The sequence below is a fragment of the Micromonospora sp. NPDC005163 genome, from assembly GCF_053599835.1.
Map to the genome: position 1 here is coordinate 20783 of NZ_JBSFYP010000033.1, position 13227 is coordinate 34009.

A 13227-nucleotide genomic window follows, 5' to 3' on the forward strand; every position below is an offset into this window, starting at 1 on the left:
GCCACCGATCGCTCAGATTCAGTGATTGTTTAGCCGACTTTCGAGCAACCATCGTGAGCGAAACTGGGTTAGGCTGCGGGCCATGTGTGGAATCGTGGGTTACGCGGGCGCACGCCCCGCACTCGGCATCGTGCTGGACGGGCTGCGGCGGCTGGAATACCGCGGCTACGACTCGGCGGGCGTCGCCATCGTCTGCGACGACCAGCTGCTGATCGAGAAGAAGGCCGGCAAGCTGGCCAACCTGGAGAAGGTGCTCTCCGAGCGGGCCGCCGACGACCCGACCTCCTGCGCGGCCAGCCCGATCGGCATCGGTGACGGCACCACCGGCATCGGGCACACCCGCTGGGCCACCCACGGCGGCCCGACCGACCGCAACGCCCACCCGCACCTCGCCCCCGACGGCCGGGTCGCGGTGATCCACAACGGCATCATCGAAAACTTCGCCAAGCTGCGCGCCGAGCTTGAGGCCGACGGCGTCCAGTTCACCAGCGACACCGACACCGAGTGCGCCGCCCACCTGCTCTCCGCCGCGCTGGCCGACCTGCGCGCCGCCGGCCAGCCCGACAGCCCGCAGCTGCTCGCCGCCGGCATGCGGGTGGTCTGCCAGCGGCTGGAGGGCGCCTTCACCCTGCTCGCGGTGGACGCCGCGGTGCCCGGCGCGGTCGTCGGCGCCCGGCGCAACTCGCCGCTCGTCGTCGGCCGGGGCGACGGGGAGAACTACCTGGCCAGTGACGTGGCCGCGTTCATCGAGCACACGCGGGACGCGGTGGAGCTGGGCCAGGACCAGATCGTCCTGATCACCGGCGACAGCATCGAGATCACCGACTTCGAGGGCCAGCCCGCCACCGGCAAGGACTTCCACATCGACTGGGACTCGTCGGCCGCGGAGAAGGGCGGCTACGACTGGTTCATGCTCAAGGAGATCGAGGAGCAGCCGCAGGCCATCGCCGACACGCTGCTCGGCCGGCTCACCGAGACCGGTGAGATCGCCCTCGACGAGGTCCGCCTCAGCGACCAGGACCTGCGCGACGTCGACAAGATCTTCATCGTGGCCTGCGGCACGGCGTACCACTCCGGCCTGGTCGCCAAGTACGCCATCGAGCACTGGACGCGGATCCCGTGCGAGGTGGAACTGGCCAGCGAGTTCCGGTACCGCGACCCGGTGCTCGACCGGTCCACGCTGATCGTGGTGATCTCGCAGTCCGGCGAGACGATGGACACCCTGATGGCGCTGCGCCACGCCAAGGAGCAGAAGGCCCGGGTGCTGGCGATCTGCAATACGAACGGCTCGACCATTCCCCGCGAGTCCGACGCGGTGCTCTACACCCACGGCGGGCCGGAGATCGCCGTCGCCTCCACGAAGGCGTTCCTCACCCAGCTCGTCGCGTGCTACCTGATCGGCCTGCACCTGGCCCAGGTACGCGGGATCAAGTTCGCCGACGAGGTGGGCGCGGTGGTCGCGCAGTTGCAGGAGATGCCCGGCAAGCTGCGCGAGCTGCTGGACCGGATCGAGCCCGTGCGCGAGCTGGCCCGGGAGCTGAAGTCCGAGCCCACCGTGCTGTTCATCGGCCGGCACGTCGGCTACCCGGTGGCCCTGGAGGGCGCGCTCAAGCTCAAGGAGCTGGCGTACATGCACGCCGAGGGCTTCGCCGCCGGCGAGCTGAAGCACGGCCCGATCGCCCTGATCGACAAGGGCACGCCGGTGATCTGCGTGGTGCCCTCGCCGGTCGGCCGGGGCATGCTGCACGACAAGGTCGTCTCCAACATCCAGGAGGTGCGGGCGCGCGGCGCCCGGACCATCGTGATCGCGGAGGAGGGCGACGAGGCCGTCGTCCGGTACGCCGATCACCTGATCTACGTGCCGCGTACGCCGACCCTGCTCGCCCCGCTGGTCACCACCGTGCCGCTCCAGGTGCTCGCCGCCGAGATCGCCGCGGCCCGGGGGCACGACGTGGACCAGCCCCGCAACCTGGCCAAGTCCGTCACCGTCGAGTAACCGAGCCTGACCACCGACCCGGGCCCCGGACGTCGCACCACGCGGCGACCGGGGCCTCCGTCGTGCCTGACCTGGCCCGTCAGCGGCCCAGGACGATGCGGGCCATGCCGTCCAGCGCCGGGTTGGCCGGATCCCAGTAGCCCACGTGACCGTGCCGCCCGCTGGGGAAGGTGCGCCCACCGAAGCCCGCTCCGGCCGGATCCCGGCCGAACCACAGCTCGTGCTCGCCCTGCCCGGCCAGGTTGAGCGCGGCCGCCAGCGGTGACGTGCCGAGCAGCACCTGCCGGGCCAGGTCGGCCGGGGGCCGGGTCAGCCGGATCACGTCGTCCGGGGCGCTGCTCGCCCAGACCTGCCCGGGCGGCACGCCCAACTCGGCGGCCTGCGCGGCGCCGACCCCCGGTGAGCCGACGAAGACCAGCGCGTCGGCGGCCAGCCCGTGGTCCCGGGCGGCCATGCCCACCACCAGCGACCCGTAGCTGTGCCCGAGCACGGTCTGCCGGGCCGGCGGCCCCTCGTGGCTGGCCCGCAGCCCCTCCTGGAAGCGGTGCAACGCCGGACCGGCGTCCCGCGCCTGGCCGGCCGTGGCCGCCTCGTGCAGGAAGTCCGGGGCGTCGTAGTCCAGCCAGAGCACCCCGGCGGTCTGCTCGCCCGGGTCGAGCGTGGCGCACCGGCCCTGCACACGCGCCACCCGGGCCAGTTCGCCCGGCGCGTCGTCGAGGCCGGCGGTCATCCCCGGCACGTAGGTCACCACCCGGTCGGCCTGGTCCGGGTCGCCGAGCGAGACCACCACCCGTCCCTCGCCGGCCGGGTCCAGCCGGAGCAGGTAGGCCCGCGGGGCTCGCGGCTCGCCCAGCCGGTCGGCGAGCGCCTCCAGCCCGGCCAGGCGCGCGTCGACCCGGCGCAGCCGCAGTGCGCCGACCGGCCCGGGCGGGACGCGGGACAGCAGCCGCCGCCGCTCGGCGACCAGCTCCTCCCGCCGGGCGTCGAGCAGCAGCCGGTTGGCCTGGTCGCGGGCTGCCACCGGCAGGCCGTCGAGCCGCCCGACGAGCGTCGGCTCGTGCCCCACCAGCCACCGGCGCTGCGCCGGGGTCAGCCCCGCCCACCACGCCCGGACGTCGACCGGGGTGGCACCCGGCGCGGGCCGGCCGGGCGGCGGCGGTGCCTGCCAGCCGTCGAGAGCCGCCGTGACGAGTTCGCCCAGCCGGGCGGTCGCGGCCCGGTCCGCCGCCCCGGCCAGCTCCAGCGCCGCCCGTAGCGCCGCCGCCACCCGGGCGGCCGCCGGCCCGTCCCGCTCACCGGGTGATCGCGACCGGGCCGGATCCGCGCCTACCCGCCCGTCCCGGTCGATCAGCAGCCCCGCTCCGTCTGCCAGGGCCACCGCCGCGGCCAGCCGGCCCTTCGCCACCGTGAGCCGACCGGCGAACTCGGCGAGCACCTGATCGGCCTCGATCAGCGCGGGTGCGATCGAGGTCAGCTCGCCGCGCAGCCCCGCGAGCCGACCGTCGGCCGCCGTCGCCGCCCGGCCCGACCAGGCGACGCGCAACGCCCTCGCGTCCGTGCTCAGCTCGCCGGCCCGCCTCTCGACCAGCGCGGTCAGCCCGGCCCACGCGGCTCCGGCGGCCTGCCACGGCCCCGGATCGGCGGCCCAGAGCTGGGCGTAGCCGACCGCGGGCGCCGACGGGTCGTCGCGATCCGCCGCGCCGCGTCCCCGGGCCCCCGCCGGCCCGCCGTCCGCACGCGGGCGAGTCGGCGCGGTCACCGGGGTAGCGCGGTGAGCCGGCGGGCGGCCCGGTCGTCCACCGCCCGGTAGGACTCCACCGCCGTCCGGACCGCTCCGCCGGTCACCGCCACCAGGCCGCCGAGTCGGCCCAGCCACCCGTGCACCGCCGACTCCAGCCCGACCAGCGCCGCGCCGGTCGGCCAGTCGGGCGCGGACACCACCAGCCCGGGCACCCCGACCAGCCCGTGCGCCAGCCGGTACGCGTCGTCGTCCAGCGCTCGGGCCACCCCTCGCAACAGCTCCGGTCGGACCGTCAACGGCTCCTCTGTCATCCCACACCCCCGCGTGCGATCGGCATCGACGTGTCGACGGTAGGCGGGACACGTACACCCCGAAGTGCCCTGTGGACGGCCGTTGGCGGCCGTACCCCGACCTGTCCACAGGCGTTGCCCACCGCCTGGCCGACGGCTAATCTGCGGCCTCCGACGCCGGTAGGGTGGGTTGGTGATCGTCGCGGTCGGCATCGACGTCGTCCTGGTCGACCGGTTCGCCCGGTCCCTGGCGCGGACGCCGCTGCTCGCCGACCGGCTCTTCACCGAGGCCGAGCGGTACACGCGCTCCGGCAATCCACGCTCGCCGGAGTCGCTCGCCGCCCGCTTCGCCGCCAAGGAGGCCGTCGCCAAGGCGCTCGGCGCGCCGGCCAATCTGAGCTGGCACGACTGCGAGATCGTGTCCGACCCGGACGGCCGTCCCTGGCTGACGGTCTCCGGCACGGTGGCGGCGGCGGCCGTGGAGCGCGGGGTCGACCGCTGGCATCTCTCGCTGTCGCACGACGGCGGGATCGCGTCGGCGATGGTGGTCGCGGAACGGTGACGTCGGCCGGGTGGGCCGTTCCGGCCGCCCGCAAGCGGAATGGGGCGGTGGCATGAGATCGGTGTGGCGGGTGGCCGACGTACGGGCGGCCGAGGCGGGGCTGATGGGCACGCTGCCCGAGGGCACGCTGATGCAGCGGGCCGCCGCCGGTCTGGCCCGTCGGGCCGCGCTGCTGCTCGCGGAGCGGGGCGGGGTGTACGGCGGGCAGGTGCTGCTGCTGGTCGGCTCCGGCGACAACGGTGGCGACGCCCTGTACGCCGGGGAGCGGCTGGCCCGTCGGGGCGTCACCGTGTCCGCCCTACTGCTCACTCCCGGGCGGGCGCACGCCGCTGGGCTGGCCGCGCTGCGGGCCGCGGGCGGCCGGTTGGTGGACCACCCGACCGGCCCGGTCGACCTGGTGCTGGACGGCATCGTCGGCATCGGTGGCACCGGCGGGCTGCGGACGAACGCGGACGAGGTGGTCCAGGGTCTCGGTGAGCTGCGCGGGCGGGACGGCGGCCGGGCCACGGTGCTGGCGGTGGACGTGCCGAGCGGAGTGGCGGTGGACACCGGGCACGTGCCGTTGTCCGCGTCCGGCCGGCCCACCGCGGTCCGCGCCGACGTGACGGTCACCTTCGGCGCGCTGAAGCCCGCCCTGGTGGTCGGGCCGGCAGCCCCGCTGGCCGGTCAGGTGGAACTGGTCGACATCGGGCTGCGGCCGTGGCTGCGGGGCACCCCGGCGCTGCGGGTCACCGAGTGGTCCGACCTGGTTGACTGGTGGCCGAGGCTGGGCCCGGCATCGGAGAAGTACAGCCGGGGCGTGGTCGGCCTGGCGACCGGCTCGGAGACGTACCCGGGGGCAGCGGTGCTCTCCGTCGGCGGGGCACTGGCCGGGCCTACCGGCATGGTCCGCTACGCCGGCGGCGCCCGGGCCGAGGTGCTGCACCAGCATCCCTCGGTGATCGCCACCGGCCGGGTCGCCGACGCGGGCCGGGTGCAGGCCTGGGTCTGCGGCTCCGGGCTGGGCACGGGGGAGGACGCGGCGGCCGAGCTGCGCGCCGTGCTGGCCGCGCCGGTGCCCGTGGTGCTCGACGCCGACGCGCTGACCCTGCTGGTCGACGGTTCGCTCGCCGACCGGCTGCGCGGCCGGGACGCCCCGATCGTGATCACCCCGCACGACCGGGAGTTCGCCCGGCTCTGCGGGGAGGAGCCCGGCGCGGACCGGGTCGCCGCGGCGCTGCGGCTGTCCGCCTGGATGAACGCGGTGGTGCTGCTCAAGGGGGACCGCACGGTGATCGGCACGCCGGACGGTCGGGCGTACGTCAACCCCACCGGCACCCCGGTTCTGGCCACCGGCGGCACCGGCGACGTGCTGGCCGGGCTGCTCGGCTCGCTGCTGGCCGGCGGTGTGCCCGCGGACCGGGCGGCGGCCTCGGCCGCGTACCTGCACGGGCTGGCCGGCCGGGAGGCGGCCCGAGGCGGGCCGGTGACCGCGCCCGACGTGGCCACCGCGCTGCGTCCGGTCGTTGCCCGGCTGGGCTGATCGCGGCGTTGCGGCCGGGATGACCGGATCGATGACTCGGGACGTGCGTCGCCGCCCGCGGTGATCACGGCGGAAAGTAGGCTGGGCTCATGTGGCAGGCCGAGGTACGCGTCGATCTTGACGCGATCCGTGAGAACGTGAGTCGACTCCGGTCCGGCACCAACGCCGAGCTGATGGCGGTGGTGAAGGCCGACGGGTACGGCCACGGCATGGTCCCGGCCGCCCGGGCGGCGATCGACGCCGGTGCGGACTGGCTCGGTGTCTGCACCCTCGACGAGGCGCTCACCCTGCGTCGGGCCGGTGTGGCCGTGCCGGTGCTGGCTTGGCTGCTCGCGCCCGGCCTGCCGCTGCACGAGGGCGTCAGCGCGGGGGTGGACCTGGCGGCGGCCAGCCTGGCGCAACTGGACGAGATGATCGAGGCGAGTCGGCGTGCCGAGCGCCCGGCCCGGCTGCACCTGAAGATCGACACCGGGTTGTCCCGGGGTGGGGCGACCGTCGCCGACTGGCCGGCGCTGCTCGACGCCGCCGCCAAGGCGCAGGCCGACGGCCTGGTCGAGGTGGTCGGTGTGTGGAGCCACTTCGTGTACGCGGACATGCCCGGCCACCCGACCACGGACCGGCAGTTGGCCGTCTTCCACGAGGGGCTGGCGATGGTGGAGCGGGCCGGGCTGCGCCCGCGCTGGCGGCACCTGGCCAACTCGGCGGCCACCCTGACCCGGCCGGACACCCACTTCGACCTGGTCCGCCCGGGGCTGGCCGTCTACGGGCTCTCCCCGGTGGCTGGCGAGACGTACGGGCTGCGGCCCGCGATGACCGCCCGGGCCCGCGTGATGCTCACCAAGCGGGTGCCGTCCGGCACCGGCGTCTCCTACGGGCACACCTACACCACGGCGAGCGACGCGAACCTGGCCGTGGTGCCGCTCGGGTACGCCGACGGAGTGCCCCGGCACGCGTCCAACAGTGGGCCGGTGCAGCTCGCCGGCGCGCGGCGGACCATCTCCGGGCGGGTCTGCATGGACCAGTTCGTGCTGGACTGCGGCGACGACCCGGTGGCCGACGGCGACATCGCCACGCTGTTCGGCAGCGGCGCCGACGGCGAGCCGACCGCCGACGACTGGGCCGAGGCCGTCGGCACGATCAACTACGAGATCGTCACCCGGTTCGGCAGCACCCGGGTGCCCCGGGTCTATGACGGTGAGCGGCCATGAGCCCGTACCGCATTCCACGACCGCGGACCGCTGCCGGCCGGGTCGCCGGGCTGGTCGGCGCCGCGGTCGGAGTGGCCGCGGCCGGCCTGGCGGCCGGCGTCGCGACCGAGCGCACGCTGGTCCGCCGGCTCAAGGCCGACCCGACGGACCGCTACGCGCACGAGACGTTCGGCGAGCAGCGGTACGACGACGCGTTCCGGCTGGAGCTGCCGGACGGCACCGACATCCACGTCGAGGTGGTCGAGCCGACCCGGCCGGTGCCCGGGCACCCGACGGTGGTGCTGGTGCACGGCTTCTGCCTGGACATGGGCACGTTCCACTTCCAGCGCCAGATGCTCGCCGCGCGCGGCGACTACCGGATCGTGACGTACGACCAGCCCGGTCACGGTCGGTCCGGCCGGCTGGAGAGCGGCGAGTACGACCTCGCCGCGCTCGGCCAGACGCTGCGCCGAGTGATCGACCGGACCGCGCCCGAGGGGCCCCTGGTGCTGGTCGGTCACTCGATGGGCGGCATGACCATCATGGCGTTCGCCGAGTTGTTCCCGGAGCTGTTCGGTGACCGGGTGGTGGGTACGGTGCTGATGGCCACCTCGGGCGGGCTGATCGCGGAGACCAAGCTGGTCGCGCCGGCGCTGCTCGGCCGGGTCGGCGGCCCGGTGCTGTTCATGGTCAGCAACGCCACCCGGTACGGCGGGCCGGTGATCGACAAAGCCCGCAAGTCGACCTCGAACGTGGCCTGGTTGCTGACCCGCAAGTACGGCTTCGGCACCCGCAAGCCCAGCCCGGCGCTGGTGTCCTACGTGGAGATGATGAACTCCCGGACTTCGGCCGACACGGTGACCCGCTACCTGCGGACCCTGGCGACCCACTCGCGCTTCCCGGCGCTCGCGGCGCTGGCCGACACCCCCGTGCTGGTGGTGGTCGGCGACAAGGACATGATCACTCCGGTGACACACTCGGAGGAGATCGTCCGGCGGTTGCCGCACGCCGAGTTCGTGAAGATCCAGGACAGCGGGCACGTGGTGATGCTGGAGCACGCGGACGAGGTCAACACCGCGCTGGCGGAGTTCCTCGAGTCACTGGAGAGCGTGGAGGAACGGTGAGTCACGTCGTCAAGCTCCCGACCGTCGAGGACACCCGGGAGTTCGGCCGCCGGTTGGCCGGGCTGCTGCGCGCCGGTGACCTGGTGCTGTTGACCGGGCCGCTGGGCGCCGGCAAGACCGCCCTCACCCAGGGCGTCGGCGCCGGGCTCGGGGTGCTCGGAGACGTCACCTCGCCGACGTTCGTGATCGCCCGGGTGCACCGGCCCGATCCGGCACGGGGTGGCCGGGTGGCCCTGGTGCACGCCGACGCGTACCGGCTGGGTGACGCCACGGACCCGCGCGCCGAGATCGACGACCTGGACCTGGACGCATCGGTCGATGAGTCGGTGACCGTGGTGGAGTGGGGCGAGGGGCTGGTGGAGCAGTTGGTGGACGCGCACCTGCGGGTCCGCATCGACCGCCGCGACGACGACACCCGGATCGTCGAGCTGGACCCGGTCGGTGGCGACTGGTCCCGGCGGCTCGCCGACCTGGGTTAGGCCGCCGGGCCGCTGTCGTACCCGATGCCTAGAGTGCGGGGGACCGACCCGCGCTGTGAGAGGTTCCCGATGCCCGACGACGCCCCCGCCCTGGATCTGCTGGCCCTGCTGCCGGAGCAGTGGCGTGCCGTGCTCACCCCCCACCTGGATCCGGCCCGCGCCGCCGCGCTGGCCGAGTTCGTCGCCCGGGAGTACGCGACGCACACCGTCTTCCCGCCGTTGGCGGACCTGTTCTCCGCATACCGGCTCTGCCCGCCGCAGGGCACCCGGGTGCTGATCCTCGGGCAGGACCCGTACCACCGGGCCGGGCAGGCGCACGGGTTGAGCTTCAGCGTCCGGGACGGGGTGACGGTGCCGCCGTCGCTGCGCAACGTCTTCAAGGAGCTGGGCGAGGACCTGGGCGTGCCCAAGCCGCGTAGCGGCAACCTCGACGGCTGGGCCGCGCAGGGCGTGCTGCTGCTCAACGCGGTGCTGACGGTCCGTCAGGCCACTCCGGGCTCGCACGCCAGCTCCGGTTGGGAAGAGTTCACCGACGCCACGATTCGAGCGTTGGACGCGTCACCCGACCGGGTGGTCTTCCTGCTCTGGGGCGGGTATGCCCGCAAGAAGGCCGCGCTGGTCACCAACCCGCAGCACGTGGTGCTGGAGGCCGGTCACCCCAGCCCGATGAACCCGCGCGGCTTCCTCGGCAGCCGGCCGTTCAGCGCGGCCAACAAGGCGCTGGCCGACGCCGGCCTGCCCACCATCGACTGGGACCGCACCGCCGGCTGACGCGGTCCCGCCGACGGGTCGGGACCGTCACTTCCCGCTGGCGACCTGCCGGGCCCGGTAGCGGCGCAGCAGGTCGCCGGCCCGCGGCTCGGTCAGCTCCAGCTCTACCAGCGGCACGACCCGGTAACTCCGGCCGCCGTGGCGTACCTCGATCGTTTCGGGCAGTTCGTCACACATCGTGGCCCTGATCTCGCCGTACCGGGTCGTCCAGAAGTGCTCGCCCTGCTCCTCGGGCTCCAACCACACCCCGCCGAACTCACCCCAGCGGGCGTTCCACCGCTGGCCGTAGGCCGCCTCCAGCCAGCGGGTGAACAGTTTCGAGTCCTGCCAACGCACGGCGATCTCCAGCGCCTCGACCGGCACCGGAGCGCCCTGCAGCAGGGCCGCCGTGCTTCCGGTGATCACCTGTGGGAAGTCGGTGAGCCGGTCCAGCATCCGGTGCAGGCCCAGCTCGTCGATCCGCTCGGCGATCGGGCGGGCGGCCAGGTCGTCGATCCGGGCGTCGAGGTGCGCGTCCAGCGGTTCGACCCCGACAACCAACTGCACGTCCATGGCCGCGAGCAGTCGCTCCAGCACCGGGATGCTGGGCGCCCGATCGCCGCGCTCGATCCGGGCGACGGCTGCCTGGCTGACCTCGGCCAGGTCCGCCAGCTCCCGCTGGCTCAGCTCGCACAGGTGCCGTTGCCGTCGCACGACGGCGCCGAGGAGGGGGACGAGGCGAGTGGAGGACATCCCGGCATCGTGGATCAGGGGAAGCGGCGGCGATACCGGTGAGGCAACTTGTCGACTCACGGGGCTCCGGTGGGGAGCCGACCCCAGGAGGACGACGTGCCTCGGGGCGGCGGGCCTCGCTCTGATGAGCCTGATACCTGTGAGGCATAAATATGCCTGAGAGGTATCACGCTCAGGGGGGTGACCGGCCCCCTGACCCAAGCCCCGCGCCTTCGCCGGGGCCACCGGGTGGTGGGCCGGGCTGGGGCGGCTAGGCTGGCTAACCGTGCTCGTACTCGTGGTGGACAGCTCGACCCCCGCGGTGACCGCAGCGCTGGTGGAGGTCTCGGCGGACGGTGTGGCGTCCCGGGCGCACCGATGCACGGTCGACGCCCGCGCGCACGGTGAACTGCTGGCCCCTCAGGTCGACGCGGTCCTCGCCGACGCCGACGCGCGCCCGCGGGACCTGGGCGCCATCGTCGCGGGGCTCGGGCCGGGGCCGTTCACCGGACTGCGGGTGGGTCTGGTCACCGCCGCCACCATGGGCCAGGCGCTCAACATCCCGACGTACGGCGTCTGCTCGCTGGACGGCATCGGCTACCCGGCGGCAGCCGGCGAGCCGGTGCTGGCCGCCAGCGACGCTCGGCGCAAGGAGCTCTACTGGGCCGTCTACGACGGCGCCGGCCAGCGGATCGTCGGACCCGAGGTTTCCACGCCCGCGGTGGCCGCCGCCCGCGCCCGGGAACTGGGAGCGACGGTCGCGGTCGGTGACGGTGCACACCGGTACGCCGAGACTCTGAGCCTTCCGGTCCGGGTCGAGCCGCGCTACCCGGACGCCACCGTGCTGGCGCTGCTCGCCGCCGAGCGGATCCGGGCCGGCGCACCCGGTGAGCGGCTCACCCCGCTCTACCTGCGCCGTCCGGACGCCGTGGTGGCGACCGCGCGCAAACCGGTCCTCCCGTGAGTGTGCGGCTGGACCGGTTCCGCTGGTGGCACATCGACCAGGTGCTGCCGATCGAGGCGGACCTCTTCGGTGCCGAGCAGTGGTCGCCGGCGATGTTCTGGAACGAGCTGGCGAACGGGCACCACTACCGGGTCTCCGTCGACGACGACGGCACGGTGTTGGGCTACGCCGGCCTCGCCGGGGCTCCGCCGGACGAGGTGTGGGTGCAGAACATCGCGGTCCGCCGCGACGCGCAGCGGCGCGGCGTCGGCCGTGCCCTGCTGGAGGAACTGCTCGCCGAGGCGGCCCGGGTCGGCGCCCGCAGCACCCTGCTGGAGGTCGCCATCGACAACGCTCCGGCCCAGCGGCTCTACGCGATGTACGGGTTCGAGCCGATCGGGGTGCGGCGCGGCTACTACCAACCGAGCAACACCGACGCGCTGGTCATGCAGCGCGTCGCCGAGTCGACCGGGGACGGACCACACGACCATGGCTGACGAACCGCTGATCCTGGGCATCGAGACCTCCTGCGACGAGACCGGCGTCGGCATCGTGCGAGGGCACACACTGCTGGCCGACGCGCTCGCCTCCAGCGTCGAGGAGCACGCCCGGTTCGGGGGCGTGGTGCCCGAGGTGGCCAGCCGGGCCCACCTCGAGGCCATCGTGCCGACCATGGACCGGGCGCTGGCCGATGCCGGCGTCACCCTGGCCGACATCGACGCCATCGCGGTCACCTCCGGCCCCGGGCTGGCCGGCGCGCTGCTCGTCGGCGTCGCCGCCGCCAAGGGATACGCGGTCGCCGCGGAGAAGCCGGTGTACGGCGTCAACCACCTGGCGGCGCACGTCGCCGTGGACACCCTGGAGCACGGTCCGCTCCCCGAACCCGCCATCGCGCTGCTGGTGTCCGGCGGGCACTCGTCCCTCCTGCTGGTCGACGACCTGGCCCGGGGCGTCACCCCGCTCGGCGCCACCATCGACGACGCGGCCGGCGAGGCGTTCGACAAGGTCGCCCGGCTGCTCGGGCTGCCGTTCCCGGGTGGACCGCCCATCGACCGCGAGGCCCGGGCCGGCGACGCGGCCGCGATCGCCTTCCCGCGCGGCCTGACCGCCGCCAAGGACCTAGCCGCGCACCGGTACGACTTCTCGTTCTCCGGACTGAAGACGGCGGTGGCCCGCTGGGTCGAGGCGCGGCAGCGCGCCGGCGAGCCCGTGCCGGTGGCCGATGTCGCCGCGTCCTTCCAGGAGGCCGTGTGTGACGTGCTGACCACCAAGGCGCTCGCCGCCTGCCGGGCGAACGGAATCGAGACCCTGGTGATCGGCGGGGGCGTGGCGGCGAACTCGCGGCTGCGAGCTCTGGCCGAGCAGCGGGCCGAAAAGTACGGCATCCGGGTCCGGGTGCCCCGGCCGAAGCTGTGCACCGACAACGGGGCGATGGTTGCCGCGCTCGGGTCGCACCTGGTCGCCGCCGGGGTGGCGCCCAGCCGGCTGGACCTGCCGGCCGACTCGGCGCTGCCGTTGACCACGGTCAGCGTGTGACGGAGGCGACGGACATGATCGTGCGGATGTGGGAGGCGCGCGCCGAGGCGTACGGCGTCGCCGACCTGATCACCTGGGTGTGCGACACCGCCCTGCCCGAGTTGGAGCACGACCCGCTGCACGTGTCCAGCGAGGTCTTCTCCTCCACCGACCACCGGGTGGTGGTCATCTCCAAGTGGCGCAGCAACCCGCGCCCGTTACCGGATCCGCCGGCTCTGCTGGTGGCCCGCGCCCCGCACTCCTGGGACTTCACCCAGGTCGACCGCTGACCCGTCGACCCCGCCCGCGCCGTGAGCTGCGGCACCTTCGGCGCCTTCGGGCGGTAATTGATTCGCCCGGGCCAGTGTCGCCGCCTAGCGTCGAGC

General features: G+C 74.2%; 14 protein-coding genes. 11 read left to right on the forward strand and 3 right to left on the reverse strand.

The genetic code is table 11. The annotated features are described in order from the left end of the window. Positions 1-82 precede the first annotated feature (82 nt). The gene (glmS, locus tag ACWD6N_RS22200) at positions 83-1996 is read left to right on the forward strand and encodes a glutamine--fructose-6-phosphate transaminase (isomerizing) (protein WP_354964749.1); all 1914 of its coding nucleotides are present in this window, start codon (positions 83-85) and stop codon (positions 1994-1996) included. Positions 1997-2075: 79 nt separating this feature from the next. Here glmS and ACWD6N_RS22205 read toward each other — a convergent pair whose 3' ends face one another. Both ACWD6N_RS22205 and ACWD6N_RS22210 read right to left on the reverse strand, forming a co-directional pair. Next, positions 2076-3755, reverse strand: a complete 1680-nt coding sequence (locus tag ACWD6N_RS22205) for an alpha/beta hydrolase (protein WP_354964748.1) — start codon at positions 3753-3755, stop codon at positions 2076-2078. Next, positions 3752-4048, reverse strand: a complete 297-nt coding sequence (locus ACWD6N_RS22210; protein WP_354964747.1) for a hypothetical protein — start codon at positions 4046-4048, stop codon at positions 3752-3754. The genes ACWD6N_RS22205 and ACWD6N_RS22210 overlap by 4 nt, the downstream gene beginning before the upstream one ends. A 172-nt stretch (positions 4049-4220) precedes the next feature. Between ACWD6N_RS22210 and ACWD6N_RS22215 the strand changes: the two genes are divergently transcribed. The 6 genes from ACWD6N_RS22215 to ung all read left to right on the forward strand — a co-directional run bounded on the left by ACWD6N_RS22215 (position 4221) and on the right by ung (position 9672). Then, on the forward strand, positions 4221-4589 hold the full coding sequence (locus ACWD6N_RS22215; protein ID WP_354964746.1) for a holo-ACP synthase: 369 nt from the start codon (positions 4221-4223) through the stop codon (positions 4587-4589). Between the two features lie 52 nt (positions 4590-4641). Continuing rightward, the gene (locus ACWD6N_RS22220) at positions 4642-6111 is read left to right on the forward strand and encodes an NAD(P)H-hydrate dehydratase (RefSeq protein WP_354964745.1); all 1470 of its coding nucleotides are present in this window, start codon (positions 4642-4644) and stop codon (positions 6109-6111) included. Positions 6112-6200: 89 nt separating this feature from the next. After that, a complete protein-coding gene (alr, locus tag ACWD6N_RS22225) occupies positions 6201-7319 on the forward strand; it encodes an alanine racemase (protein WP_354964744.1) in 1119 nt (372 codons plus the stop codon). After that, complete coding sequence (locus ACWD6N_RS22230; protein ID WP_387327808.1) at positions 7316-8422, forward strand: alpha/beta fold hydrolase; 1107 nt, start codon at positions 7316-7318, stop codon at positions 8420-8422. Before alr ends, ACWD6N_RS22230 begins: the two co-directional genes overlap by 4 nt. Further along, on the forward strand, positions 8419-8901 hold the full coding sequence (gene tsaE / locus ACWD6N_RS22235; protein WP_354964742.1) for a tRNA (adenosine(37)-N6)-threonylcarbamoyltransferase complex ATPase subunit type 1 TsaE: 483 nt from the start codon (positions 8419-8421) through the stop codon (positions 8899-8901). Before ACWD6N_RS22230 ends, tsaE begins: the two co-directional genes overlap by 4 nt. A gap of 69 nt (positions 8902-8970) precedes the next feature. Continuing rightward, positions 8971-9672 carry a uracil-DNA glycosylase gene (gene ung, locus ACWD6N_RS22240; protein ID WP_354964741.1) on the forward strand — a complete coding sequence of 234 codons (702 nt, stop codon included), beginning with the start codon at positions 8971-8973 and terminating at the stop codon, positions 9670-9672. Positions 9673-9699: 27 nt separating this feature from the next. Here the strand turns inward: ung and ACWD6N_RS22245 are convergent, their stop codons facing one another. Beyond that, positions 9700-10404: a helix-turn-helix domain-containing protein gene (locus ACWD6N_RS22245; RefSeq protein WP_387327804.1), complete on the reverse strand. Its 705-nt coding sequence runs from the start codon at positions 10402-10404 to the stop codon at positions 9700-9702. Between the two features lie 265 nt (positions 10405-10669). Here ACWD6N_RS22245 and tsaB point away from each other — a divergent pair, with 265 nt between their 5' ends. From tsaB to ACWD6N_RS22265, 4 genes are read left to right on the forward strand one after another with little or no spacing between them, the layout of a single operon-like run. Then, positions 10670-11347 carry a tRNA (adenosine(37)-N6)-threonylcarbamoyltransferase complex dimerization subunit type 1 TsaB gene (gene tsaB, locus ACWD6N_RS22250; protein ID WP_354964739.1) on the forward strand — a complete coding sequence of 226 codons (678 nt, stop codon included), beginning with the start codon at positions 10670-10672 and terminating at the stop codon, positions 11345-11347. Between the two features lie 2 nt (positions 11348-11349). Beyond that, positions 11350-11823 (forward strand): ribosomal protein S18-alanine N-acetyltransferase, encoded by a 474-nt coding sequence (gene rimI, locus ACWD6N_RS22255; RefSeq protein WP_354964884.1) that lies wholly within the window; start codon positions 11350-11352, stop codon positions 11821-11823. Beyond that, positions 11816-12862, forward strand: coding sequence for a tRNA (adenosine(37)-N6)-threonylcarbamoyltransferase complex transferase subunit TsaD (gene tsaD, locus ACWD6N_RS22260; RefSeq protein WP_354964738.1), 1047 nt, complete (start codon positions 11816-11818; stop codon positions 12860-12862). The genes rimI and tsaD overlap by 8 nt, the downstream gene beginning before the upstream one ends. Before the next feature lie 14 nt (positions 12863-12876). Next, positions 12877-13131, forward strand: coding sequence for a hypothetical protein (locus ACWD6N_RS22265; protein ID WP_053660576.1), 255 nt, complete (start codon positions 12877-12879; stop codon positions 13129-13131). Positions 13132-13227 lie beyond the last annotated feature (96 nt).